The sequence below is a fragment of the Zhengella sp. genome (genome assembly GCF_041397485.1).
Taxonomy (GTDB): domain Bacteria; phylum Pseudomonadota; class Alphaproteobacteria; order Rhizobiales; family Rhizobiaceae; genus Zhengella.
The window spans coordinates 627,195-652,344 of sequence record NZ_JAWKWO010000001.1 but is presented as its reverse complement, the minus strand read 5'-3'; the positions used below and the strand labels follow the sequence as shown (position 1 = coordinate 652,344).

Genomic DNA, 25,150 nt, shown 5'->3' with positions numbered 1-25,150 from the left:
GCAGCATGGACCACCTGAACGGCGGCGCGCCGCGGCACGATTGAAACCAATTGCCCAGGCCCACGTGACCATGTCCAACGATCCTATCCTCCAGCCCTTTCAACTCAAGCATCTCACGCTGAAGAACCGTCTCATGTCCACCGCGCATGAACCGTCCTACTCCGAGGACGGAATGCCGAAGGACCGTTACCGGCTCTATCACGTGGAAAAGGCGAAGGGCGGCATCGCGCTGACCATGACCGCCGGATCGGCCATTGTCTCGCCTGACAGTCCGCCGGCCTTCGGCAATCTCTTCGCCTACAAGGACGGGATCGTGCCCTGGCTCAGGCGCCTTGCCGATGATTGCCACGAGCACGGATGCGCGGTGATGATCCAGCTCACCCATCTCGGCCGGAGGACGAACTGGAACAAGGGCGACTGGTTGCCGGTGGTTTCGCCGTCACCGGTGCGCGAGGCCGCCCATCGCGCGTTCCCGAAGGAGATCGAGGACTGGGACATCGAGCGCATTGTCGCCGATTTCGCCGCCGCCGCCGGTCGCATGAAGGCTGCCGGCCTCGACGGCATCGAGATCGAGGCCTATGGCCACCTCACCGATGCGTTCTGGTCGCCCAACACCAACCGCCGCGAGGATGGCTGGGGCGGGACGCTGGACAACCGCATGCGCTTCTTCTGGGCCGTCACCGATGCAATTCGAGCGGAAGTCGGCCCCGACTTCATCGTGGGAACGCGCATGGTCGCCGACGAGGACTGGGAAGGCGGCCTGAGCCGTGCCGAAGGCATGGAGATTGCCCGTCGCGTGGCCGCGTCCGGCAAGCTCGATTTCATCAACCTCATTCGCGGCCATATCGACCACGACGCGCCGCTGGCCGATGTCATCCCGCTGGCGGGAATGCGCTCGGCACCACATCTCGATTTCGCGGGCGAGGTGCGTGCGCAGACGGGCTTCCCGGTTTTCCACGCGGCCCGGATTTCCGATGTTGCCACCGCCCGCCATGCCATCGCCGAGGGCAAGCTCGACATGGTCGGCATGACCCGCCCGCATATTGCGGAGCCGCATATCGTGCGAAAGGTGACGAGCGGCGAGGAACACCGAATCCGCCCCTGTGTCGGCGCCACCTATTGCCTCGACCGCATCTACGAGGGCGGCGAGGCGCTTTGCATCCACAATGCCGCAACGGGCCGCGAGGCGACCATGCCGCATGTCATTGCGCCGGCGCAGGGAGGCAAGCGGCGCGCCGTTGTTGTCGGCGCGGGCCCGGCCGGGCTGGAGGCCGCCCGCGTGCTGGGCGAGCGCGGCCATGCCGTCACCGTCCTTGAGGCATCCGGCCAGGCCGGCGGGCAGGTGCGCCTTGCCGCGCAGAACCCGCGCCGGCGCGAGTTTCTCGGCATCATCGACTGGCGTCTGGCGGAACTCGGCCGCCTCGGCGTGGAGATCCGCTACGACACATGGGCAGAAGAAGAGGATGTGCTGGCGCTCGGGCCGGACCTGGTGGTGATCGCGACCGGCGGCGTGCCGCAGACCCCGCCGATGAAGGAAGGAGCCGATCTCGTCTTGTCCACCTGGGACATCCTGTCTGGCGGCGTGAAGCCGCAGGGCGAGGTGCTGATCTACGACGATCACGGCGGTCACCAGGCGATGAGCGCAGCCGAGGCGGTCACGCGTGCCGGCGCATCCCTGGACCTCGTTTCGCCGGAGCGTTTTTTCGCGCCCGATGTAGGCGGCATGAACCTCGCGCCCTACATGAAGGCGCTCCAGTCGGCTGGAGCCCGCATCACCGTGGCGACGAAACTGCTCGCCGTGCACCGCGAAGGCAACCGCCTGGTCGCGATGCTGGGTTCACCCTATGACGACGCGTACCGCGAAGAGCGCCGCGCCGACATGGTCGTTGTCGAGCATGGCACGGCGCCGCTCGACGACCTCTATCATGCGCTCAAGCCGCGATCGCGAAACCTGGGTGCGGTCGCTTATGACCGGCTTGTCGCCAATGCCGGCGACATCTTCCCCGAAAGGCAGGCCGATGCGCCTTTCGATCTGGTGCGCATCGGCGATGCTGTCGCCTCGCGCAACACTCATGCGGCCATCTATGACGGTTTGCGGTTCATGAAGGATGTCTGAGAGCCGGATGTTCCGGCAGGACGGAAAACCCGAACCCGCGGGCCGCCGGCCCGCGCCGGTCAGCGGTCGCTCCCGGCGGCCTCCGCGTCCTGGCTCGCGCGGTACCACTGCTCCTGACTCTTCGGATCGGTAAAGCGCACCAGCACCGTGACGACGCAGGCGGTAAGGGCAAAACCGAGAGTGAGGGCGAGCAGAAGATCCAGAATCATCATGGAAACGAGTTTACATGACTGTATAGTAAACTCAATACCATTGGCTTTGCCGTGGGCCTCATCACGGCGCGTGAAGCCCATGACTGTCGCGCAAATGCAACAGGCGGCGGTCGTGCCGCGGGCCGTCAGCGCATGGCAAGCCGCAGGTCAGGGGCTTGTCCGTCATCGCCCTGCCGTTCGTCATCCTGGCCGGGGAAGGAGGCCTGGAGACAAACCACGCTGAGCCCGATGAAAAGCGCATCATGGATGTCGTGGCCGAAGACAAGCCCCGTGACGCCACTGAGGCAATAGGGCAGGTAGACGGCAATGCCGGCCGTCAGGGCCGCCCGTCCGTGAACGCTGTGCCGGTTGATCCACAGCAACACGAGCGGCGCGAGAAACGCAGCCAGAAAGCCCGCCAGGTTGACGATGCCGCCGCGCACGAGGACGTTCAGGATCGCATTGTGGAAATGCGTGAAGGCGAAGGTGTATCCGCCCGTTTCGGCGTTGCGCTCGGCCATCAGGCCGGGAATGTCGCCCCCGCCATGTCCGAAGACCGGCTTTTCGCGGATCAGTTGCCGCGCGGTCTCCCAGACCACGAATCGTTGGCCGAGCGACGTGTTCAGATCGCTGTTGCGGGCTTTTTCCAGGTCGGTGGAGACCGCTTCGATGCGTTCCTGCACCACCGGCAGATAGGTATAGGCCAGGAAGGCGGTCGCGCCGGCCGTCAGCACCATGCCTGCCAGAACAAGGGCCTTCGTCCGGGTGGCGCGCATGTGGACAGCGGCCATGGCAACCGGCATGGCAAGCAGTCCGAACCAATAGGTCCGGCTTTCACTCGAAATGACAAGGAAGGCAGCGGCCATTGCGCCTGCAAGGCAGATATTGCGCTCCCATCCGCGCAAGCGCAGGGCGCCGGCAAGCGCCAGGCCGTTCATGACGGAAGCCGCCAGCGCGAGCACAAGCGGATTGCCCGCCATCAGTTCCAGCCTTTTGTCCGGCTGGAAAAGCAGAAAGCCCAGTGCTGCGGCGCCAGCCAGCAAGCCGCCGGCCGCGGCTGCCAGATACAGCGTCCGCAAGAGGGTCGCGGGCCGGGCGGTCATCAGCGCGAAAAGCGGCAGGACGCCCAGGAATGGCAGGTTTTCGGCGATTTCCTGCATCCCGTCGCTGGAAAATCCGGAAAGCCCGGTGGCAAGGGCTTCCGTGATGAAGAAAAGCGCGAATGCCCCGGCTGCCAGCCATGCCTGCCGTTGGGCCGGAAAGGCGAGCCGCTTGCCCGCAAGCAGCAGGATGCCCCAGCACATGGTGACGGCAACGACGACGGAGACGCCGCTGCCGGCAAGCGGTGTGAAGCCGGCAAGAAGTGCGGCGAACACGATATTGCCCCTGGCCAGTGCCGTTCCGCCGGGCGAGGTCAGATAGCGCAGGATGGCGGTGGGCAGGGCAGGCATGGACTCCGGCTCTCGATCATGACAAACGCCGCCGGCTGCGGTCTGGCTTCCCCGGCGGTGTTTACCGTCCGCTTAGAGCATGTTGCACCGAAAAGGCAAATCAGCTTTTCTTTCATTCCTCAAGGTAGCATGAATGGTGTGGCCATATTGTCATGGTTGTGACGACCGGGGCATGCCGCTCTTCCGTTCGATGCATCACCACATCGCCTGAAAGCCGGGGCCGGCCGGGTCTGCCGGCTCCCTTGTTCAGGATGGTCGGGTCAGTGGATCAGCGAACCACCGTTCACATCCACTTCGGTGCCGGTGCAATAGGCTGAAAGGTCGCTGGCCAGGAAAAGCGCGCAACCCGCCACGTCGGATGCCTCGCCGGCCCGCCCCATGGGAATGCCTTCGAGGATTTGCTCCTTCATTGCCGGTGTCAGCTTGCCGGCGGTGATGTCGGTGGCGATGAAGCCGGGGCAGATGGCGTTGACGCGCACGCCGGCCGGCGCCAGTTCGCGCGCCATGGCCTTGGTCAGGCCAAGGATGCCGGCCTTCGCGGCGGAATAGTGCGGCCCGCCGAATATGCCGCCGCCGCGCTGCGCCGAAACCGACGACAGGTTGACGATCGCGCCGGCCTTGCGCTCGCGCATGCCCGGAATGGCGGCCTGGCTCATGTAGAGCGTGCCGCGCAGGTTCACGTCCAGCACGGCGTCATAATTGTCCGGCTGGATGTCCATGATCTTCAGCGGCTGGGTGATGCCGGCATTGTTGACGAGCACGTCGATCCGGCCCCAGAGCCTTTCCAGGTCCGCGACCGCCTTCTCGCAGGCCTGCTTGTCGGTCACGTCGCAGGCAAGGCCGGTATGGCCTTCGCCCGGCAGGTCGGCGGCCGCTGCCTTCGCCGCCGCCTCGTCGAGGTCGAGAATGGCAACCCTCGCACCGTGCTCGGCGAACAGTCTCGCCGTGGCCTTGCCAAGCCCGCGCGGGCTGGCTGCACCGGTCACGATTGCATGTTTTCCTTCAAGCAGGCCCATGGCCATCATCTCCTGTCTGGTTTGCCTGGTAGAAAGGTCGGCCGGCGGTCAAAGCCAGCCCGTGATCCGTTCGGCCACTTTCGCGGTCGAAATGCCGTACATCTCGTGCAGGGTCGGCAGGGCGCCGGCCTCCAGGAATTCGTCCGGCAGGCCGATCATGCGGAAGGTCGGCGTCACGCCATTGACGAGCAGCGTGCGCGCCACTGCCTCGCCGAGCCCTCCATTGACCGTGTGGTTTTCCGCCGTGACCACCAGCCGCGTGCCCCTGGCGGCTTCGCGAACGATGGTCGGCGTGTCGAGCGGCTTGATCGTGGGAACATGCAGGACCGCGACCTCGATGCCCTTTTGCGCCAGCATGACTGCGGCATCGAGGGCGCGCATGGTCATGATGCCCGTGGAAATCACGAGAACGTCGCGCCCCTCGCGGATCATCTGCGCCTTGCCGAGGCGGAAGCGGTAATCGGGCTTGTGCCGGGTCAGCACCGAAGGCACCTTGCCGCGCAGCAGGCGGGTGTAGACGGGTCCGTCATGGGCGGCGATCTGCGGCACCATGCCGGCAATGTCGTCGGCATCGCAGGGATCGATGATGGTCATGTTCGGCAAGCCGCGGAAGATCGCCAGATCCTCCGTCGCCTGGTGGCTCGGGCCATAGCCCGTCGTCAGGCCGGGCAGGGCGCAGGCGATCTTGACCGGCAGGTTCTCCTCCGCGATCGCCATGGCGATGAAATCGTAGGCGCGCCGCGCGGCGAACACCGCATAGGTCGTGGCGAAGGGCAGAAAGCCCTCGCGTGCCATGCCTGCCGCCGCCGACATCAGGATCTGCTCGGCCATGCCCATCTGGTAGAAACGGTCCGGCATCGCCTCGGCCAGGACGTGCAGGTCGGTATACTTGCCGAGATCGGCGGTCAGCCCGACAATCCGTTCGTCCTTGCGGGCAAGGTCGACCAGCGCGTGGCCGAAAGGCGCGGACACCGTGTCATATCCTTCCGCCGCAAGCGAGGCGATCATCGCCGATGTGGCGGCATTGCCACCGCGCGCCGGCTTGCGCGGCTCGTATTTGCGGGCCATCGAGGCAAGCGTCATGCCGGTTTCCCCCTATCCAGAACGGCCAGGGCTTTTTCCCATTCATCCGGCTCGACGCGGACGAAATGCGTGATTTCCCGCGTCTCCAGGAAATCGACCCCCTTGCACATGGCCGTGTCGAAAATGATCACGCGTGGCCGCGCCGCGGCGATATCGCGCGCTGTGTCGAGCGCGGCCACGACGGCGTCGAGGTCGTTTCCATCCACCCGCTGCGCATGCCAGCCGAACGCCGCCCACTTGGCTTCCTCCGGCACGCGGGCCAGTGCGTCGGTGGTCTTGCCATCGGCCTGCTGATCGTTGAAATCGACAAGGCAGATCAGGTTGTCGAGCCCGTGCTGCACGGCCGACATGGCCGCTTCCCAGGTGGAGCCTTCGCCCAATTCGCCGTCCGACATGAGATTGTAGACAAAGGCCGGGTTTTTCTTGCGCTTCAGCGCCATTGCCGCGCCCACGGCAATTCCGAGTCCGTGCCCGAGCGAACCGCCGGTGATTTCCATGCCCGGCGTATATGACGCCATGCCGGACATCGGCATGCGGCTGTCATCCATGCCATAGGTTTCCAGTTCCTCCTCCGGCAGGATGCCGGCTTCCATCAAGGCGGCATAGAGTGCAATGGCATAGTGGCCGATGGATAGGTAGAAGCGGTCGCGCCCCTCCCATTCAGGATCCTCGGCGCGATAGTCCAGTGCATGGAAATAACTGGCCGCCAGGACGTCGGCAATGCCCAGCGCCTGGCCGACATAGCCCTGGCCCTGGACTTGCGCCATGAGCAGCGCCTTGCGGCGGATGTTCCATGCCCGCAAGGCCAGCGGCACGTTGGAGGCGCGGTGCGCGCGGTCGGCATCCATGCAGGGCTCCTCCGTCGGTTGGCCGGACGCCATGTTGGATACACAATCCGTGCTCTTCGGTCGTTCTCGAAAAATTACATAGGAGTGAAGATTATCTGAAGTGATGCGCCGCCGGCAGAAGGCACGTATCGCGCCGGCACGGACCCTTTATCCGGCGCGGTTCGGCACCGGAAACGTGCCTCTTGTCCTGATGCTGTGGTCAGCGTTAAGGACCAGCCGCAAGGCCAGGTCTCCATGGTAGAAGGTGATGCGCCAGCGGCCTTCGTCTTCGCCTTCGCCGATTTCGGAAATTGAGGTGATCCGGCCTTCCTGCATCAGCCTCCTGATCTCCTGCACCGGCAGCCTGAACCCTGACGCCAGCACGGCCGCGTCGACCACGAAGCCGTCGCCATCCCGCTCCACGTCGCTCATGTTGCCTCCCGCCCATAGGTGTTGGCCGCGACCCCGGTCAGCTTCACCGCAAGGTCACAACCTTCCTCGGGCGTGGCCGTGCGCAGCGTTGGCATCCAGCTTGTCATCGTGGTGTCCTTTCGTTTCAGGTCTTCCGCAAGAGCGCTGAAGCGGCGTGGCCGGGGTGGCGGGGTGGGGCCTTTGCCCATCATGCCGCCGCCGGTTCGGGCAGGGCGATATCGGCCAGCGTGGATGTGTTCAGATCGTCGATGAAGGCCGTTTCGGCACGCCGCAGCCGTGCCTTGAGACGGCAGCAGCCCTCGATGGTGCAGGCGCTTTCGGCCTGCTGAAAGCAGCCGGCAAGCGCCTGGCCCTGTTCCAGCAGCCGCACCACGTCCCCCAGCCGGATATCGGCAGGGGCACGGCGCAGGATTGCCCCGCCGCTGCCGCCGCGCCGGGTTTCGACGATGCCGCCAAGAACGAGCCGCTGCATGATCTTGGTCAGGTGATGGCGCGACAGGCTGAACTCGTCGGCCAGTTCTCCGGTCGAAAATGCCCGTTCGGGAGCACTGGCCATGCGCATCAGCATGCGCAATCCGTAATCGGTGAAAGACGTCAGTCGCATCCACGTCGCCATTCGTTTGAATAGGTATTTACAATACCAATTAACACGGATAGACGGAGATGCAACCCCAGGCACGGGAGCCGGCCATGGCCGCCACCGACACGCATATCGTTTCCGCCCGCCCGAAGATGACCGCCGAGATCATGGCGAAGACAGGACTGGACGAGGAAATCCTGTCCGGGCTGGTGCGTCGCTTCTATGGAAGGGTCCGTGCCGATGCGGTTCTCGGGCCCATATTCGCTGACAGGATTTCCGATTGGGACCCGCACCTGGAGAGGATGGTGGCGTTCTGGTCCTCCGTTGCGCTGTTGACCGGGCGCTACCGGGGCGCACCCGTTCCCGCACATGCCGAATTGCCCATTCAATGGGACCATTTCGAGCGTTGGCTGGCGCTGTTCCGCGAGACAGCCGTCGAGGTCTGCCCTCCGCAAGGTGCTGCCCATGTCATCGAACGTGCCGAGCGGATTGCGGGCGCATTGCACCGGGCCGTCGAGGACGCGAAAAGCTGACCCGCCATTTCCAGACTGAAGGCGCCGGGATCGCGTGAGGCTGCCGGTGCTCGTCGGGGGAGCGGTCACGGTGAAATCAAGGGAGGCAACATGAAGGACAAATCCGGAAAGGCGCCCCTGCGCGCAAGCCATGCCTCGCCGCTCTCGGAGATTGCACCGGGTTATATCGACCCGCTCACCGTCGATCCGCAGCAGGCCGGAGACGTTGCCCGATGGCGAAAAGCGGAGCGAACCCGGCTGCGCAATCAGCGAATGGCGCTGTCCGTGGCCGAACGCAAGCATGTCGGCGAGATGCTGGCCGCACATCTTCGCCAGATCCTGCATGCCCGCCAGGAAAGCGCTCGGGGCCTTGTCTTTTCGGCCTATTGGCCAATCAAGGGCGAACCGGATCTGCGACCGCTGATGAAGGAACTGCACGAGGAAGGGGTGACTGTCGCCCTGCCTCTGGTCGAGACAAGGGCTGCGCCTCTCACCTTCCGCCGCTGGACCCCCGAAACGAAAATGGTCCGGGGCGATTGGGGCATCCCGGTCCCGCCGCCGGACGCCGCGCAAGTCATTCCCGCGATCACGCTGGCACCGCTCGTGGGCTGGACCGGTGACGGCTACCGTCTCGGCTATGGCGGTGGGTATTTCGACAGAACGCTCGCGGCGATGAGGCCCCGTCCCGTCACGATCGGTATCGGCTATGAACGCGCGAAGCTGAACACCATCTTCCCCCAGCCCCACGACATTCCCCTTGATGTCATCCTGACCGAGGCCGGCTTGGGATACGAAAGGCCCGCCCGCCCTTGACTGTTGCGATGAACGGGGCTCCGTCAAGCGGCGAACCTTGGCCGTCCAATGCAACGGGTGTCGCCCTGCGGGGAGGGCGGTTCACCTGTCCTTGCGCGCGCCGTTTTCGGGATCGGTATCCGGCTGCTCCTCGGTGATCGGTTTCGCCGGGTGGGGCTTTTTTCGCGGTTGCGTCTTGCTGTCCTCGCCAGGTTCAGGCTGCTCGGCAGTGATGGGTTTGGAACTGTTGGCCATGGGAACTCCATTGCAGGTTTGGCGATGACGCGCGATGCAAGACGCATGTTTCCGTCATTTGCCACATCGTTTCGCATGTCTGGTGCAGCACCGGTTGCCGCTGTGGCGGATTGCAGGGCCTTGAAGCCTGTTCCCGCCACCGCTCGCTTCCGCCTGGGTGGGCGGTGCGTATCGCCGTGACGGACTGTGCATCCAACAGTCCCGTCACGGTTTTTGTTCCCCGCTGGCGCGTTCGCAGGTCCCGGTTTGCCCTGCACGGTCGGCGGCAGATGCCATGCGGGAGACGCACCGGCAGAAAACGCAGGCGCGGACAGGGCGAGTGACGGAGAAAGCGGGGAATCTCGGGCAGAAAGATCGGGGAAAGGACCCGAAGTCCTTGATCTGGCTGGTCGGAGTGGCAGGATTTGAACCTGCGACCCCCTCGTCCCGAACGAGGTGCGCTACCAGGCTGCGCTACACTCCGTGAACCAGTCGGCGGTTCTATAGCGGCAGGGTTGGCGTCCTGCAAGCGCCGGAAGAGAAAAAATGCGCAAAATTCGGATGCGCCGGCCTTGTTGACCGGTCTGTGTCCCGGCGGCGTTTTAAAGGGTGTTTTCTTCCGGCTTAATCGGCCATAAGGCAATGGCCTGTAGAAGGGCAGAACAGACCGTCAGTTTTTGGAAGCGTTCATGCACAAGCCTGTCGCCGATGCCAGACCGAATACCTTGGCTTTCGAGACCGTCCCGCTCATCAAGCCGACCGGATTTCGCGAATATGACGCGCGGTGGTGGTTCGGCCATCCGGGCGCACAGAAGCCGCCGGAACTGAACCTGCTTGGCGTGCAGGCGCTGGGCATGGGCCTTGGTACGCTGATCCGCCGGCGCGGTGCGGGGCCGGACATCGTCACCGGGCATGATTTCCGCTCCTACTCGCTGTCGATCAAGCTGGCGCTTGCCCAGGGGCTCATGGCCGCCGGCGCCCGCGTGAAGGATATCGGCCTGGCGCTTTCGCCCATGGCTTATTTCGCCCAGTTCGCGCTCGATGCCGCCTCCGTGGCCATGGTCACCGCCTCGCACAACGACAATGGCTGGACCGGCGTGAAGATGGGTTGCCAGCGCCCGCTGACCTTCGGCCCCGATGAGATGGCGCAGTTGCGCGATATCGTGCTCAACGGCGATTTCGACCTGCCCGGTGGCGGAGCCTACGAAACGGTGACCGGCATGCGCGAACGCTACCTTGCCGATCTGGCCGGCGGCCTGCAACTCAAGCGGCGTCTCAAGGTCGTCGCCGCTTGCGGAAACGGAACCGCGGGCGCCTTTGCGCCTGACCTTCTGGAGCGCATTGGCTGCGAGGTCATTCCGCTGGATTGCGACCTCGATTACACCTTCCCGCGCTACAACCCCAACCCGGAAGACATGGAAATGCTGCATGCCATCCGCGACGCGGTTCTGGCGCACAAGGCCGATATCGGCCTTGGTTTCGATGGCGACGGTGACCGCTGCGGGGTGGTCGACAACGAGGGCAACGAGATCTTTTCCGACAAGGTCGGCGTCATGCTGGCGCGCGACATGTCGGCGGAGCGGCCTGGCGCGCAATTCGTCGTCGATGTGAAATCGACCGGTCTTTACAGGACCGACCCGGTGCTGGCGGCCAATGGCGCGAAAACCGATTACTGGAAAACCGGCCATTCCTACATCAAGCGGCGGGTGAGCGAACTGGGCGCGGTCGCCGGGTTCGAGAAGTCCGGCCACTTCTTCTTCAATGCGCCCCATGGCCGCGGATATGACGACGGCCTCGTCACGGCCACCGCCATCTGCCGCATGCTGGAGCGCAATCCCGGCAAGTCGATGGCCGACCTTTACCGCGATCTGCCGCTGACTTTCGGTTCCCCCACCATGTCACCCCATTGCGCCGACGAGGAGAAATATGACGTGGTGGAGAGGGTCGTGGCCCGCTTTGCCGGGATGAAACGCAACGGGGAGACCCTGGCGGGCGAGCGGATCGAGAGCCTCGTGACGGTCAATGGCATCCGCGTGGGCCTGTCGGATGGAAGCTGGGGCCTCGTGCGCGCGTCGTCCAACAAGCCCGAACTCGTTGTCGTGGTGGAAAGCCCGGTGTCGGAGGAGCGCAAGCGCGCCGTGTTCCACGCCGTTGATGCAATCCTGCGTGAAAATCCGGAAGTCGGCGCCTATAACCAGTCGATCTGAAGCAGCAGGCCGGGGGAAGACCAGCATGAGTGCGCGTATTGTCAGCTTTGTCATGAGCGGTGGCATCGGGTCGCGGCTCTGGCCCCTGTCGCGGGAGGACAATCCGAAGCAGTTCCACGACCTGTCCGGCGGTGGATCCATGATCCATCAGACGGTCCGGCGCATGGCTGCGCGCACCGCAGGCGCCGGCCCCGTCTGCATCATTGCCACCGAGCGCCATGCCGGGCGGGTCAATGCGGAACTGGCGGGCCAGGATCTCAGGGGCGGACGCGCGCTCTACGAGCCCATGGGCCGCAACACCGCCGCCGCCGTGGCCCTGGCCGCGCAGGTGACATTGCGCGATTTCGGCGACGACCTCGTCCTCGTGGTGCCTTCCGACCACGTGATTGCCACCGATGCCGATTTCTGGGCTACGGTGGAGGATGGCGTGGAGGCGGCCCGGGCAGGGCGCGTCGTGGTCTTTGGCGTCCGTCCCACCCATCCGGAGACCGGCTACGGCTATATCGAGGCCGGAGCTGACACGGGCGCACCGGTGCGCGACGTCGCCCGTTTCGTCGAGAAGCCGGACCATGCCACCGCCGAGGCCTATCTTGCCGACGGCAATTTCTACTGGAATGCCGGCATTTTCCTGTTCCGCGCCTCCGCCATGCGCGATGCATTCGAAGCCCTGGAACCGGGCATCTGGTCCGCCGTGGCAACGGCGCTCGCCAACGCCCGCGACGAAGTGGGCGGAACCTTCCTGCACGAGGACGATTATCTCGCCGTCCGCTCCGATTCCATCGATTACGCGATCATGGAAAAGCTCGATGGCATTGCCATGGTCGAGGCCCGTTTTCGCTGGAACGACCTGGGGTCATGGCAATCCCTGCTCGATGTGGCGGATGCCGATGAAGACGGGAACGTGATCGTCGGCGATGTTGTCGCCATCGATTGCCAGCATTGCTACCTGCGCTCTTCAGGCCGCCTTCTCTCCGTCATCGGCCTGAAGGACGTCGCCGTGGTGGCGACTGCCGACGCGACTTTCGTGGCGCCCGTCAGTGAAAGCCAGAACGTCAAGAAAGTGGTGCAACAGCTTGAGAAAAGCGGCCGGCTGGAAACCCGCTACACGCCCAGCCACGATGGCGTGATCGAGGCGGGCGCCTTTGTCAGCCGGGTGCGTCACTGGCTGTTCGAGGAGACGCTGCCGCTCTGGTCGACCGCCGGCGTGGACCGCGTCCATGGCGGGTTTCACGAGACACTGGGCTTTGACGGCCAGCCGCGCCTGAAGCCCAAGCGCATGCGCACCATGGCGCGCCAGGTCTACGCGTTTTCCGTGGCCAAGGCCCACGGCTGGCAAGGTCCGGCCGACGAACTCATCGCCCATGGCATCGATTTCATGGCCACCAGGGGCCGAACGCGGCGCGGCGGCTGGATCCGTGCCTTCAACCCGGACGGATCGGTACTCGATCCGGTCGAGGATACCTATGACCATGCCTTCGTGCTTCTGGCGCTGGCACATGCCCACGCTGCCGGCCATGCCGATGCGCTGACACTGGGGCGCGAGACCTTCGACTTCCTCGACGAGCATCTCGAAGACGCAAACCTGCGCGGCTACCTGGAAACCTCCGATGGCGAGAACCTGCGCCGGTCCAACCCGCACATGCATCTGCTCGAGGCATTCCTTGCCTGGTACCACGCCACCGGGGAACGGACCTATCTGCGCCGCGCGGCACGTATCGTCGACCTGTTCCGCCACGTGCTTTTTGATGCCGAGACATGGACTCTGGGCGAATTCTTCGACGGCGGCTGGAAGCCGGAGCCCGGCGAGCGCGGGGCATGGACGGAGCCTGGCCACCACTTCGAATGGGCGTCACTGCTGACCGATTTCGCCGAAGCGACCGGCCAGACCGATCTCGTGCCCTATGCGCGCAAGCTCTATGCGTCCGCCGTCGCGCACGGGCTGAACAGGGCCACGGGCCTGGCCTACAATGCCGTCTCGCGCTCCGGGGTTCCGCTCGATCAACTGTCCCGTTCCTGGCCGCAGACCGAGGCGATCAAGGCGGCCATCGCGCTTGACAGCGAAGGCGGCGGACCGGACATGAAGCCGGAAATCGAATCGCGGGTCGCCCGCCTGTTCCGCTGGCATGTCGATCCGGCGCCGCGTGGCCTGTGGATCGACCTGATCGACGAAAAGGGCGCAGCCCGCGCGGCGGACGTGCCGGCCTCGATCTTCTATCACCTCGTCTGCGCGCTGACGCGTTACCTCGAAGTCCAGCCCAGGGCCGGATAGACGCTCAGTAGGGGCTGTCCACCGGCCCGTCTGCCACGTAGACACTCTTGATCTGGCTCCAGGCAGCCAGCGCCTCAAGGCCGTTTTCCCGGCCCATGCCGGACTGCTTGACGCCGCCGAACGGCATGTCGGCGGGTGTCAGGTTGTAGGCGTTGATCCAGCAGGTGCCGGCCTGAAGGCGGTGGACGACGCGCCTGGCCCGCTCCATATCCGCCGAGAACACGCCGGCAGCCAGCCCGAACGGCGTGGCATTGGCGCGCGCGATCACCTCCTCCTCGTCGCGGAAAGACAGTACGGCCATCACCGGCCCGAAGATCTCCTCACGCGCGATGGTCATGGAATCGGTGACGCCGGTGAAAACCGTTGGCTCCACGTAATGCCCGGCTTCCAGCCCTTGGAGATGTGGACGGTCGCCGCCGCAGGCCAGATTCGCGCCTTCCGCCTTGCCGGCCTCGATATAGCCGGTCACCTTTGCAAGCTGCGCCGCCGAGACCAGCGGCCCCATCTGCGTCGCCTCGTCCATCGGGTCGCCGATGCGGATGGCGCGCGTGCGTTCGACGAGCCGCTCGACGAACCGGTCATGGATGGCTTCATGTACGAAAACGCGTGTGCCATTGGAGCAGACCTGGCCTGAGGAATAGAAGTTGCCCAGCATGGCGCCTCCGATGGCGCTTTCCAGATCGGCATCCTCGAACACGATCAGCGGCGACTTTCCGCCCAGCTCCATCGTCGCCGGTTTCATCAGGCTGCCGGCCTTGGCGAGCACTTTCTTGCCGGTCGGCACCGAGCCGGTCAATGAAACCTTCGCGATCACCGGATGTTCGACCAGCCTCGCCGCCACGTCGCCGAAGCCCTGGACCACGTTGAAAAGGCCGGCCGGCAGCCCGGCCTCGACATAGATTTCCGCCAGTTTCAGCGCCGACAATGGCGTGACCTCCGACGGCTTGAAGATCATCGCATTGCCCATGGCCAGCGCCGGCGCCGATTTCCAGCAGGCGATCTGGATCGGGTAGTTCCACGCCCCGATGCCAAGCGTGACGCCGAAGGGCTCGGGCCGGGTATAGGCATGGGGTCCGCCAAGGTCGATGTGCCGCCCGGCATACCCGGCCACCACGCGCCCCATGTAGTCGAGGCATTCGGCCCCCGAGGCGGCATCGGCCACCAGCGTCTCCTGAAGCGGCTTGCCGGTGTCGAGCGTCTCCAGTTCCGAAAGCGCGCGGTTGCGTTCCGTCAGGATCGCGGCGGTCCTGCGAAGCACCGCGCCGCGTTCCTCCGGCGGCCGCGCGGCCCACGCGGCCTGAGCGCGCGCCGCGCTCTCCGCCGCAGCCTCGATCACAGCATCGGTCGCGCCATGCAGCCGTGCAATGACTTCGCCGCTCGCCGGATGGCGGCTTTCGAGAATTGGGCCGGATGTGTCCTCGAACGGCTTGCCGTCAATGAAATGGGAAGCGGAAGGTTGCGCGCGCATGGTGGATCGGTCTCTCGGCTATCGGTCGCTGACCTGCCAGCGCGGATTGATCCACGGCTCCAGGTTGGAGGCGGGCAGGGGCTGGCGGCCGAGGATGTGGTCGGACGCCTTTTCGCCCACCATGATCGACGGCGCATTCAGGTTGCCGTTGGTGATGCGCGGGAAGATGGAGCTGTCGGCCACACGAAGGCCCTCCACGCCGATGACGCGGTTTTCCGGGTCGACAACCGACATGGGATCGCTGGCCGCACCCATGCGGCAGGTGCCGCACGGGTGATAGGCGCTTTCGGCATGGTCTCGGATGAAGGAATCCAGCGCCTCGTCGCTCTGGACATGGTCGCCCGGCGAAATCTCGCGGCCGCGAAACGGCGCCATCGCTGCCTGCCCGAAAATCTCGCGCGTCAACCGGATGCAATGGCGGAACTCGCTCCAGTCGTCGGGATGGCTCATGTAGTTGAAGCGGATGACCGGGTTGTCGGATGGATCGGCCGAGCGAAGGGTGACCGATCCCCGCGATTTCGAGCGCATCGGCCCGACATGGGCCTGGAAACCGTGGCCTTTTGCCGCCGCCTTGCCGTCATAGCGGATGGCCCCGGCCAGAAAATGGAACTGGATGTCGGGATAGTCGACACCGGCCGCCGACCGCACGAATCCGCAGGCCTCGAAGTGGTTGGTGGCCCCGTCGCCGCGCTTGAGGAACAGCCATTCCGCCCCGATCATCGCCTTGGAGATGAGGCCGAGCTTGGCATTCAACGTGATCGGCTGCGTGCATTCCTGCTGGATGTAGAGTTCCAGGTGGTCCTGGAGGTTGGCGCCGACGCCTGGCCGGTCAGCCACCACATCGATGCCGAGATCGCGCAGATGTGCTGCCGGGCCGATGCCCGACAGCATGAGCAGCTTGGGCGAATTGATGGCCGAGGCCGCCAGGATCACTTCACGTCTTGCATGAATGGTTCGAGCGTGCCCGCCCGCCTCGATCTCGATGCCGCTGGCCCGCTGGTTCTCGATCACGACGCGCCGCGCAAGGCCCCTGACGAGATGAACGTTGGGCCGCCCGAGGGCAGGGCGCAGATAGGCCTTGGCGGCCGAGAAGCGCTCGCCCTTGTGAATGGTCTGCTCGAAGGCCGCAAAGCCTTCCTGCTTCTGCCCGTTGTAATCGCCGGTCACTTCGAAACCGGCCTGCCGGCCCGCTTCGATGAAAGCGCCGTAGAGGGGATTGTCCATGCGCGCCCGGCGCACATGCAGCGGCCCGTCCTTGCCGCGCCAGTCGGCCTCGCCGGAATCGGCGTTCTCCATGCGCAGGAAATAGGGCAGCACATCGGCATGGGACCATCCATGCGCGCCGCTTTCCGCCCAATGGTCGAAGTCGCGGGCATGGCCGCGCACATAGACCATGCCATTGATGGAAGAGGAACCGCCGATCACCTTGCCGCGTGGCGTGACGAGCTGGCGCCCGCCCAGATGCGGCTCCGGCTCGCTTTTCATGCCCCAGTCATAGAGCTTCATGTTCATGGGATAGGAAAGCGCAGCGGGCATCTGGATGAACGGGCCGGCATCCGTGCCGCCATGTTCGACGACGATCACCGAGTGCTTCCCGTCCTCCGACAGCCGGTACGCCATGGCGGAACCGGCCGAGCCCGACCCGACGATCACATAGTCGGCGGCAAGCTGTGCCGCATCGTCGAAATGCTTGCCGGATGTCATGTCACTCGCCCCTCGGATAGCGCTTGTTCTCCTCAAGCACGTTCAGATCCATGTGGTTGCGCATGTAGCGTTCCGATGCCTTCTGCAGCGGCTGGAAATCCCACGGGAAATAGGCCCCGTTGCGTAGCGCCGGATAGACCACCCAGCGCCGCGCCTGGCTCTGGCGTACCTCCGCGTCATAGGCCGCCATGTCCCATGTCGCGCGCACCCGCGTCATGAAGGCCTGCACGACCTCCTCGTGGCCCGGATCGGGTGCCAGGTTTTCCAGTTCCAGCGGATCGTCCGCCAGGTTGAAGAGTTGCGGCGGGTCCAGTTCGCAGTGGACGAATTTCAGGTGGCCTTCGCGGATGCAGACCAGCGGCGCCTGGGAACCTTCCGCCGCATACTCGATCAGCACGGGTTCCTTGCGGGCATGGCCCTCCATCTGCGCAACCAGGCTTTCCCCGTCTGTCCAGGGCATGATGCCCTCCAGGTCGATGCCGGCCAGATCGGCCAGCGTCGGCAGGATGTCCATGGTCGAGACCGGATCGGTGACGAGGCGGCCAGGCCGGCCCGGCACCGCGATCATCACCGGCACGCGCGCCGAGCCTTCGTAGAAATTCATCTTGAACCACAGGCCGCGCTCGCCCAGCATGTCGCCATGGTCGGAGCAGAACACGATCACCGTGTCATCGGCCATGCGCGTGGCCTCCAGCACGGCCAGCAATTCGCCCACCTTGTCGTCGAGATAGGAAATGTTGGCGAAATAGGCCTGGCGCGATCGGCGGATGTCCTCGTCCGAAATATCGAAATTCGTGTAGTCATTGGCCTTGTAGAGCCGTTGCGAATGCGGGTCCTGTTCTTCGAAGGGGATCGCGGGAACGGATGGTTCCAGGTGATCGCAATCGGCATAAAGGTCCCAGTATTTGCGCCGCGCCACATAGGGGTCGTGCGGATGGGTGAAGGAAACGGTGACGCACCATGGCCGCCGGTCGGCATCGTCATTCTCGCGGGCAAGCTGGTAGAGCTTCTGCGCGCCGTGAAAGCAGACCTCGTCGTCATATTCCATCTGGTTGGAGATTTCGGCCACGCCCGCGCCGGTGACCGAGCCGAGATTGTGATACCACCAGTCGATGCGCTCGCCCGGCTTGCGATAGTCTGGCGTCCAGCCGAAATCGGCCGGGTAGATGTCGGTCGTCAGCCTTTCCTCGAATCCGTGCAACTGGTCCGGCCCGACGAAATGCATCTTGCCCGACAGGCAGGTGTAATAGCCCGCCGCGCGCAGGTGGTGCGCATAGGTGGGAATGTCCGAGGCGAACTCCGCGGCATTGTCATAGACGCGCGTGCGCCGCGGCAATTGGCCCGACATGAAGGAGGCACGGCCCGGCGCACAAAGCGGCGAGGCCGTATAGGCATTGCGAAACCGTGTGGAGCGCGCGGCCAGCCGTTTCAGGTTCGGTGCATGCAGCCAGTCCGCCGGGCCATCGGGAAACAAGGTTCCGTTCAACTGGTCGACCATGATGACGAGGATGTTCGGCTTCGCGGGCACGGGCTTGCACTCCGGTCGGGGGTGGTGGAATTTTTATTGAATAGTCATTCAATGTGGCCGGAATTTGCCATGGCGCGCCGGCTCCTGTCAATTCCGCCTGCGGGCGTGCTGGCGCATTCATGCACAGCAGCTTACGCATGCCCGAAGGCTTTACGTTCATCGAAAGCCGGTCCAGATTGTCGCCCATGACGGGGCCGGCCTGCCCGGCCCGGACAACCGGGAGAGACGATATGACCGCATGCATCGTGGGCTGGGCGCACCTGCCCTTCGGCAAGCATTCCGACATCACGCTGGAAGACATGATCGTGAAGGTCGCGCGCGAGGCGCTGGACCATGCCGGCCTTGAGGCCGGTGACGTGGACGAGATCGTGCTCGGCCATTTCAATGCCGGCTTCTCGCAGCAGGATTTCACCGCGTCGCTGGTCCTGCAGGCCGATGACGGCTTCCGCTTCAAGCCGGCAACGCGCGTCGAAAATGCCTGTGCCACCGGTTCGGCCGCCGTGCGCCAGGGCATCCGCGCCATCGAGAGCAAGGCCGGCCGCGTGGTCCTCGTCGTCGGCGCCGAGCAGATGACCACGACGCCGGGGCCGGAGATCGGCAAGAACCTGCTGCGCGCCTCCTACCTGCCCGAGGATGGCGATACGCCGGCCGGCTTCGCCGGTGTCTTCGGCAAGATCGCCCATGCCTATTTCCAGCGCCATGGCGACCAGTCCGACGCGCTGGCCTCCATCGCCGCCAAGAACCACCGCAATGGTGTCGGCAATCCCTATGCCCAGATGCGCAAGGATTTCGGCTTCGAATTCTGCCGCACGGAAAGCGAGAAGAACCCCTTCGTCGCCGGGCCTCTGAAGCGCACCGACTGCTCGCTTGTCTCCGATGGCGCCGCCGCCATCGTGCTGACCGATGTGGAAACGGCGCTGTCCATGAAACGGGCCGTCGCCATTCGCGGCAATGCCCATGTGCAGGATTTCCTGCCCATGTCGAAGCGCGACATCCTGCTGTTCGAGGGCTGCACCCATGCCTGGGCGCAGGCCATGAAACAGGCCCGTGTCGGCCTTGAAGACCTGTCCTTCGTCGAAACCCACGACTGCTTCACCATCGCCGAACTGATCGAATATGAGGCGATGGGACTGGCAAGGCCGGGCGAGGGCGCGAAGGTGGCGCTGGAGGGCCAGACGGAGAAGGGGGGGCGCCTGCCTGTCAATCCGTCGGGCGGGCTGAAGGCCAAGGGCCATCCGATCGGCGCCACCGGCGTCTCCATGCATGCGCTCACCGCGATGCAGTTGATGGGCGAGGCGGACGGCTTTCAGGTGGAGAATGCCACGCTGGGCGGCATCTTCAACATGGGTGGCGCCGCGGTGGCCAATTACGTGTCCATCCTGGAGCGCATCAAGTGAACCGGGTCGCCGTCGTCACCGGCGGCGCTTCCGGCATCGGCCTCGCCGTTGTCGAGCGCCTGCTGGGCGATGGCTGGTCGCTGGGAATCGTTGACGCCAACCGCGCCGCGCTGGCGGAAGCCGAGGCGGAACTGGAGGGCGAGGACGCGCTGTTCATCGCCTGCGACATCACCGACGAGGACGAGGTGGGCGAGGTTTTCGACCGCATCGCCGACACGCTGGGACCGCTCTCCGCCCTCGTCAACAGCGCGGGCATTGCCCGTGACCTGCCGGCCATGGAAACCTCGGCCGAACTGTTCCGCCAGATCCTCGACGTCAACCTGGTGGGTTCCTTCATCGCCTCCAAGGCGGCGGTGGAGCGGATGGGCGATGATCTGGCCATCGTCAACATCTCGTCGGTCTCCGGCCTGCGCGCCAACAAGGGCCGCGTGGCCTATGGCGCGTCCAAGGCCGGCGTGAAGATGATGACCGAGGTCATGGCCGGCGAACTGGGCACGGCGCGCGTGCGGGTGAACTGCATCGCCCCCGGCCCGGTGGAAACGCCCATGGTTTCGCGCCTGCACACAGCCGCCGACCGGAGCCAGTGGCTGCCGCGCCTGCCGCTGGCCCGCTATGGCGATCCCGACGAGATCGCGGCCGCCGTGGCCTTCCTCGTCTCCGAGGAGGCGAGCTTCATCACCGGTCACACGCTGGCCGTCGATGGCGGCTTCCTGTCCGCCGGCATCCTGGAGGACAGGGCTTGATCGCCTGACATCCCCACCCGGCCAATGCCGGGAATTTTCAGGGCAGGGCGCCGCAGGTCGAAGCCGGCGACGAGGCCGAACATGTGCACTTCGAGGCCCGAGCGCAGGCCGGCGGCAAATCCCATCAGCCCGCCGAGCGAGAAATGCATGTCCGCGCCGTCGGGGGCGATGTCGAAGGCGAACAGGCCCGGCCGCCAGTCCCGCCCCACCGCGTGCGGCGGCAGCACGGCGTCGAGTTCGGGCACCGCGCGCAGCACATGGGCGACGAAGGAATTGGAATTCGGCCCCGGCCAGATCGTGTAGCCGCCGCGGTGATTGTAGGGATAGGCGGCGATCGCCGCTTCGATCCTGGGGATCAGCCGCGCCGCGTCCGCGCCGCGCACGGTCTTCACGAAAAACGGCGTGTTGGAATACCAGCGGGCATCGGCGGCATAGGCATTGCGGCGTACCGGCTGCCCCCAGCCCACCTTGTCATAGCGGTTGTAGCGGCCTTCCGCCGGATCGAACGTGACGATCCAGCTATGCACCGAAAGCGCGCCCTTGAGGCCGCCCGTGCGCGCCGCCATGACATGGATGACCGGTTCGTCAAGCGTTGCGGCGGGTGGCAGCACACCGGACGATGTCCAGTCGGCCTGCCGCCATGAGCCGGGCCGCTCCACCGACATCCACCACGCGGCAGAGGCCAGCGAGGGAAGCAGGAAGAAGACGGTGAAGAGGATGGAAAGCCGCTTGAAAAATCGCATGCGCTCGGGTCCGTATGGCATCCTGACCGGCAATGGCCGTTTGAACGGTATCTGGAATGGAAAATGAGGTCAAAACATGGACAATCCCGTGCTGGTTGAAGTGACGCGCGGCAACCGGGTGGAAAGCCGGCATCGCGGCGCCTTCGTGATCATCGACGCCGGCGGCCAGATGGTTGCGGCCAGCGGCGATATCGAACGCCCGGTCTTTCCGCGCTCCGCCGTCAAGGCCATACAGGCCTTGCCCCTCGTCGAAAGCGGCGCGGCCGACGCGTTCGGCTTCGGCGAGGCCGACCTGGCGCTGGCCTGCGCCTCCCATTCCGGCGAACCGGGCCACGTGGAGCGCGCCGCCGCCATGCTGGCCAGCGCCGGCCTGTCCGAGGCCGATCTGGAATGCGGCAGCCACTGGGCGGCGGACCCCGCCGTGCTGATCGAACAGGCCCGCGCCATGGACCGGCCGGGCCAGTTGCACAACAATTGCTCCGGCAAGCACGCGGGCTTCCTGTGTACCTGCCGCCACCTCGACTTCGGAACAAGTGGCTATGTCACGCCCGGCCACGCCGAGCAGCGCCTCATCGCCGAGACCATGACCGCCGTCACCGGTGCGGCCCATGACGCCGGCAATGCGGCCACCGACGGCTGCGCCATCCCCACCTATGCCGTGCCGCTGACGGCGCTGGCCGAAGGCTTCGCCCGCATGGCGACGGGGCAGGGGCTCGAACCTGTCCGCGCCGCCGCCGCGCGCCGCCTCCTTGCCGCCTGCATGGCCGATCCCTGGTTCATGGCCGGCACGGATCGTTTCGACACCCGCGTCATGCAGGCCGCGCCCGGCAGGGTTTTTCTGAAGATCGGCGCGGAAGGCGTGTTCTGCGCTGCCCTTCCGGACCTGGGCCTTGGCATTGCGCTGAAGGCCGACGATGGCGCCGAGCGCGCCGCCGAGACCATGGTCGCCGCCGTGCTGGCTTACGCCGCGGCCGGGCGCGACGATGATCTCGCCGCCTGTCTGGAAACCTTCGCCCGCCGCCCCGTGCTCAACCGCAACGGCGAAACGGTGGGCGAAATCCGCCCCGCCGCGCCGCTGGCGTGATCGCCGCATGAAGCGCCTCACCCGGTCGCGTTGCGCTCCACGGTGAGATGCGGCCAGCCGGCCGCCCCCCGGATGGCCAGGTCGCCGGTGACCGCCTCGCTCCAGCGATAACCGACGATGGCGCCGTTTGGCGTGTCCGCGATCATGTTCCCGGAAATCACGGCCCGGCCCGCGCCCTCGGCCACGCTGACGGCGATGCCGGTGCCGCAGGCGCGGATGACATTGCCGCTGGCCACCACATTGCGCAGAAAGGCACCCCAGCCCAGATGCAGCCCGTAGCGAGGCGCGCCTTCCACCGTGTTGCCGGAAACGGACGTGTCCGCCTCCGCCGTGATGGCGACGCCGAAGCCGGGCGCATCGGCCGGGTAGGGGCCTTGCGTGGAAAGGTTGCGTACCAGGTTGCCCTGGATCACGGCCAGCCGCCCGCCCTCGTTGAAATTGACCGCCGAGATGCCGTTGGCCGCACCATCCACGATATTGCCGGCGATCACCGCGCCCTCGAAGGCGAATTCCGTGTAGAGCGCGGTCTCGCCCGAGCGCAGGCAGGTATTCCCCTGGGCGATCATGTTGGACGCCGAATTGGCGCGGATGGCGGAAAAGGCGCAGTCCGACACGCTGTTATTGGCGATTGTCACGCCGCCGGCGCGAAACAGGTTGATGCCATTGCCATATTGCCCGGTGCCACCCTTGCGCGCGCCGATGCGCGCAATCCGGTTGTTCGTGACGAACGACCCGTCATGGGCGGCCTGCCAGCGATGGATGAGCAGCCCGCCATTGCCGCAATCCTCCACCGTGTTGCCGGTGACGGTGAGGCCGGCCGACTCCACCGCGTAAAGCGCATGATCCTGCGCGCCGGAAAGGGTGCTGCGCTCGATGCGCCCGCCACAGCGTTCCATGACGATGGCGCTCTTGCCCGCACCGGTGATCTCGCAACCGTCAATGGTGACGCTGGCCACGCGCCTGAGGTCGATCAGCCCCTGCGTCTGGTCCGACAGCCAGCGGTTCTGTCCGTCGATGGTGAGGCCCGTCAGCGAGAGAGACGCGCAGTCCTCGCCGGCGAACAGGTGACCATTGCCGGTATAGACGATGCGCGTGGCCCCCGGCACACCGGAAAGCCGCAGCCGGTCCGGCAAGGTCAGGTTGGAAACGGCATAGTCGCCCGGCGGCAGGAAAACCGGCTGGTCGCGCCGCGCCGCCTCGTCCAGCATGCGCTGGAAGACGCGCGACTGGTCATCGAGCGCGCCGGGCCGCACGCCCATTTCGCTTGCCGGTATGGAGCCGCGCATGGCAGCATTCTCGAACAGGCTCCGCGCGCTGGCCGGAATTGGCACGGCCGCCGCGGCTGCGGCGGGCACAAAAGCGGAGAAAAACCGGCGTCTGTCCATCATTGGCACAAGTCCCGTTGTCAAACCGGTTGACATGCGCGGACCGTGCCAGGAAGGATGAACCACCTGTATCGCAGCGTGGTTCGGGAAGGGGCGGCAGAAGATGGTGTCGGTGGCCGATAGCGCCCGCAATCTCGCGTTCATCCTTCTGGTCGTCTGCCTGACGGGCTGGCTGTTGTGGATCGGCTCGGCCGTGCTCTGGCCCATCTTCGCGGCCATTCTGAGCGCCTATATCCTGACCGGCGCGGCGGAATTCATGAACCGCGTGCCGGTGCTCAAGCTGGCGCCGCGCTGGCTGCGCAATCTGGCGGTCGCGGCCGCCTTCGCCGCCGTGCTGCTGCTGTTTGCCGCCATTGTCGGCTCGACGGTGGACAGCCTGATCCGCGTGGCGCCCACCTATCAGCAGAATCTCGTCAGCCTGGCAGGCCAGCTTGGCCGGTGGGCCGGTTTCGAGCAGACGCCGACCTGGGAAACCCTGCGCACCTGGCTTGCAGGCCGCGTCAGCCTGCAGGCCTTCATCACCGGAACACTGGGGCAGGTGACCGCCATGGGCGGCCAGCTCATCCTCATCGTCTTCTACGTTGTTTTCCTGATGGCCGAACGCGGCCAGTTCGCCGCCAAGCTGACCAGCGTTGCCGGCGATGCGGAGCGCGCGCGCCGCGCCCACGACGTCATTGCCTCGATCAACCGGTCGATTACCGATTACCTGGCCGTCAAGACGCTGATCAATGTCGTCCTCGGCATCGTGTCCTATCTCATCATGGTGGCCATAGGTATTGATTTTGCAGCCTTCTGGGCCATCCTGATCGGGTTGATGAATTACATACCCTATATCGGCTCGATTGTCGGCGTGGCCTTCCCGGTCCTGCTCAGCCTTGCGCAGTTCGGCTCCCTGGCGCAGACCGCCATGGCCGCCGTCGCGCTGACCGCGGCGCAGATGGCCGTCGGCTATGTGGTGGAGCCGCGCATGATCGGCCAGTCGGTCAATCTCAGCCCCTTCGTCGTCATGGTCGCCCTGACCGTCTGGGCCGCGCTGTGGGGCGTGCCCGGCGCCATCCTGGCCGTACCACTGACCGCCATCCTGTCCATCGTGCTGGCGGCCTCTCCGTCCTGCTCTCGGCCGATGGCAATGCGCCGTCGCCTGACCGGGCGGTGGCGCGATGAGGTTGCTGATGGCCGGCATTTTCCTCGCCATTGTCCTGATCGCCGCCGGTCTCGGCGCGTTGCGGCTCGCCTTTCCGCCGCCTGCTGCGGCCGGTCAGTCGTCCACCGCCTTGCCGCCGGCCGGTCACGGCCTGCTGGCCGAAGGGCTGAAACCGCTGCTTGAGGCCAATCCCGGCCTGACCGGCATCCTGCCCTTGTCGGAGGGCATCGACGCCTTCATCGCC

The 25,150-nt window shown here is 65.5% G+C and carries 23 protein-coding genes and 1 tRNA gene; 9 read left to right on the top strand and 15 right to left on the bottom strand.

The features are described from left to right. Positions 1–70: 70 nt before the first annotated feature. The gene (locus tag R3D65_RS03035) at positions 71–2,116 is read left to right on the top strand and encodes an FAD-dependent oxidoreductase (protein WP_371273754.1); all 2,046 of its coding nucleotides are present in this window, start codon (positions 71–73) and stop codon (positions 2,114–2,116) included. Positions 2,117–2,175: 59 nt separating this feature from the next. Here the strand turns inward: R3D65_RS03035 and R3D65_RS03030 are convergent, their stop codons facing one another. The 8 genes from R3D65_RS03030 to R3D65_RS02995 form a co-directional block, all read right to left on the bottom strand. After that, a complete protein-coding gene (locus R3D65_RS03030; protein ID WP_371273753.1) occupies positions 2,176–2,328 on the bottom strand; it encodes a hypothetical protein in 153 nt (50 codons plus the stop codon). A gap of 125 nt (positions 2,329–2,453) precedes the next feature. Continuing rightward, positions 2,454–3,758: an O-antigen ligase family protein gene (locus R3D65_RS03025; RefSeq protein ID WP_371273752.1), complete on the bottom strand. Its 1,305-nt coding sequence runs from the start codon at positions 3,756–3,758 to the stop codon at positions 2,454–2,456. 260 nt (positions 3,759–4,018) lie between these two features. Continuing rightward, the gene (locus tag R3D65_RS03020; protein WP_371273751.1) at positions 4,019–4,780 is read right to left on the bottom strand and encodes an SDR family NAD(P)-dependent oxidoreductase; all 762 of its coding nucleotides are present in this window, start codon (positions 4,778–4,780) and stop codon (positions 4,019–4,021) included. 42 nt (positions 4,781–4,822) lie between these two features. Next, positions 4,823–5,857, bottom strand: a complete 1,035-nt coding sequence (locus tag R3D65_RS03015; RefSeq protein WP_371273750.1) for a transketolase family protein — start codon at positions 5,855–5,857, stop codon at positions 4,823–4,825. Further along, positions 5,854–6,705, bottom strand: coding sequence for a transketolase (locus tag R3D65_RS03010; RefSeq protein ID WP_371273749.1), 852 nt, complete (start codon positions 6,703–6,705; stop codon positions 5,854–5,856). The genes R3D65_RS03015 and R3D65_RS03010 overlap by 4 nt, the downstream gene beginning before the upstream one ends. Positions 6,706–6,852: 147 nt before the next feature. After that, positions 6,853–7,116: a DUF6522 family protein gene (locus R3D65_RS03005; RefSeq protein WP_371273747.1), complete on the bottom strand. Its 264-nt coding sequence runs from the start codon at positions 7,114–7,116 to the stop codon at positions 6,853–6,855. Next, on the bottom strand, positions 7,113–7,223 hold the full coding sequence (locus R3D65_RS03000) for a hexameric tyrosine-coordinated heme protein (RefSeq protein ID WP_371273746.1): 111 nt from the start codon (positions 7,221–7,223) through the stop codon (positions 7,113–7,115). The genes R3D65_RS03005 and R3D65_RS03000 overlap by 4 nt, the downstream gene beginning before the upstream one ends. 80 nt (positions 7,224–7,303) lie before the next feature. Beyond that, the gene (locus R3D65_RS02995; RefSeq protein WP_371273745.1) at positions 7,304–7,720 is read right to left on the bottom strand and encodes an Rrf2 family transcriptional regulator; all 417 of its coding nucleotides are present in this window, start codon (positions 7,718–7,720) and stop codon (positions 7,304–7,306) included. Between the two features lie 86 nt (positions 7,721–7,806). Between R3D65_RS02995 and R3D65_RS02990 the strand changes: the two genes are divergently transcribed. Together R3D65_RS02990 and R3D65_RS02985 are read left to right on the top strand one after the other, a co-directional pair. Continuing rightward, positions 7,807–8,229: a group III truncated hemoglobin gene (locus tag R3D65_RS02990; RefSeq protein ID WP_371273744.1), complete on the top strand. Its 423-nt coding sequence runs from the start codon at positions 7,807–7,809 to the stop codon at positions 8,227–8,229. Positions 8,230–8,319: 90 nt separating this feature from the next. After that, positions 8,320–9,021 (top strand): 5-formyltetrahydrofolate cyclo-ligase, encoded by a 702-nt coding sequence (locus R3D65_RS02985; protein ID WP_371273743.1) that lies wholly within the window; start codon positions 8,320–8,322, stop codon positions 9,019–9,021. A gap of 81 nt (positions 9,022–9,102) precedes the next feature. Here the strand turns inward: R3D65_RS02985 and R3D65_RS02980 are convergent, their stop codons facing one another. Together R3D65_RS02980 and R3D65_RS02975 are read right to left on the bottom strand one after the other, a co-directional pair. Continuing rightward, complete coding sequence (locus tag R3D65_RS02980; protein ID WP_371273742.1) at positions 9,103–9,255, bottom strand: hypothetical protein; 153 nt, start codon at positions 9,253–9,255, stop codon at positions 9,103–9,105. A 386-nt stretch (positions 9,256–9,641) separates the two neighbouring features. Further along, positions 9,642–9,718: transfer RNA gene (locus tag R3D65_RS02975), tRNA-Pro, on the bottom strand. 205 nt (positions 9,719–9,923) lie between these two features. Between R3D65_RS02975 and R3D65_RS02970 the strand changes: the two genes are divergently transcribed. Beyond that, positions 9,924–11,441 (top strand): phosphomannomutase/phosphoglucomutase, encoded by a 1,518-nt coding sequence (locus R3D65_RS02970; protein ID WP_371273741.1) that lies wholly within the window; start codon positions 9,924–9,926, stop codon positions 11,439–11,441. 25 nt (positions 11,442–11,466) lie between these two features. Beyond that, positions 11,467–13,710 (top strand): AGE family epimerase/isomerase, encoded by a 2,244-nt coding sequence (locus R3D65_RS02965; RefSeq protein WP_371273740.1) that lies wholly within the window; start codon positions 11,467–11,469, stop codon positions 13,708–13,710. Between the two features lie 4 nt (positions 13,711–13,714). Here the strand turns inward: R3D65_RS02965 and betB are convergent, their stop codons facing one another. Genes betB through betC form a run of 3 tightly spaced genes read right to left on the bottom strand, consistent with a single transcriptional unit; the run spans position 13,715 to position 18,410 of the window. Further along, positions 13,715–15,178 (bottom strand): betaine-aldehyde dehydrogenase, encoded by a 1,464-nt coding sequence (gene betB / locus R3D65_RS02960; protein ID WP_371273739.1) that lies wholly within the window; start codon positions 15,176–15,178, stop codon positions 13,715–13,717. An 18-nt stretch (positions 15,179–15,196) separates the two neighbouring features. Then, positions 15,197–16,882, bottom strand: a complete 1,686-nt coding sequence (gene betA, locus R3D65_RS02955) for a choline dehydrogenase (protein ID WP_371273738.1) — start codon at positions 16,880–16,882, stop codon at positions 15,197–15,199. A gap of 1 nt (position 16,883) precedes the next feature. Next, positions 16,884–18,410 carry a choline-sulfatase gene (gene betC / locus R3D65_RS02950; RefSeq protein WP_371273737.1) on the bottom strand — a complete coding sequence of 509 codons (1,527 nt, stop codon included), beginning with the start codon at positions 18,408–18,410 and terminating at the stop codon, positions 16,884–16,886. Between the two features lie 230 nt (positions 18,411–18,640). Here betC and R3D65_RS02945 point away from each other — a divergent pair, with 230 nt between their 5' ends. After that, entirely contained in the window at positions 18,641–19,807 is a 1,167-nt protein-coding gene (locus R3D65_RS02945; RefSeq protein ID WP_371273736.1) for an acetyl-CoA acetyltransferase, read from the top strand. Continuing rightward, on the top strand, positions 19,804–20,550 hold the full coding sequence (locus R3D65_RS02940; protein WP_371273734.1) for an SDR family NAD(P)-dependent oxidoreductase: 747 nt from the start codon (positions 19,804–19,806) through the stop codon (positions 20,548–20,550). Before R3D65_RS02945 ends, R3D65_RS02940 begins: the two co-directional genes overlap by 4 nt. Here the strand turns inward: R3D65_RS02940 and R3D65_RS02935 are convergent. Beyond that, positions 20,490–21,293: a DUF3750 domain-containing protein gene (locus tag R3D65_RS02935; RefSeq protein ID WP_371273733.1), complete on the bottom strand. Its 804-nt coding sequence runs from the start codon at positions 21,291–21,293 to the stop codon at positions 20,490–20,492. The genes R3D65_RS02940 and R3D65_RS02935 overlap by 61 nt on opposite strands. Positions 21,294–21,369: 76 nt before the next feature. Here R3D65_RS02935 and R3D65_RS02930 point away from each other — a divergent pair, with 76 nt between their 5' ends. Further along, positions 21,370–22,377, top strand: coding sequence for an asparaginase (locus R3D65_RS02930; protein ID WP_371273732.1), 1,008 nt, complete (start codon positions 21,370–21,372; stop codon positions 22,375–22,377). A 17-nt stretch (positions 22,378–22,394) separates the two neighbouring features. Here the strand turns inward: R3D65_RS02930 and R3D65_RS02925 are convergent, their stop codons facing one another. After that, positions 22,395–23,765, bottom strand: coding sequence for a TIGR03808 family TAT-translocated repetitive protein (locus R3D65_RS02925; RefSeq protein WP_371273731.1), 1,371 nt, complete (start codon positions 23,763–23,765; stop codon positions 22,395–22,397). A gap of 109 nt (positions 23,766–23,874) precedes the next feature. Between R3D65_RS02925 and R3D65_RS02920 the strand changes: the two genes are divergently transcribed. Continuing rightward, positions 23,875–25,089 (top strand): AI-2E family transporter, encoded by a 1,215-nt coding sequence (locus tag R3D65_RS02920; protein ID WP_371273730.1) that lies wholly within the window; start codon positions 23,875–23,877, stop codon positions 25,087–25,089. Positions 25,090–25,150 lie beyond the last annotated feature (61 nt).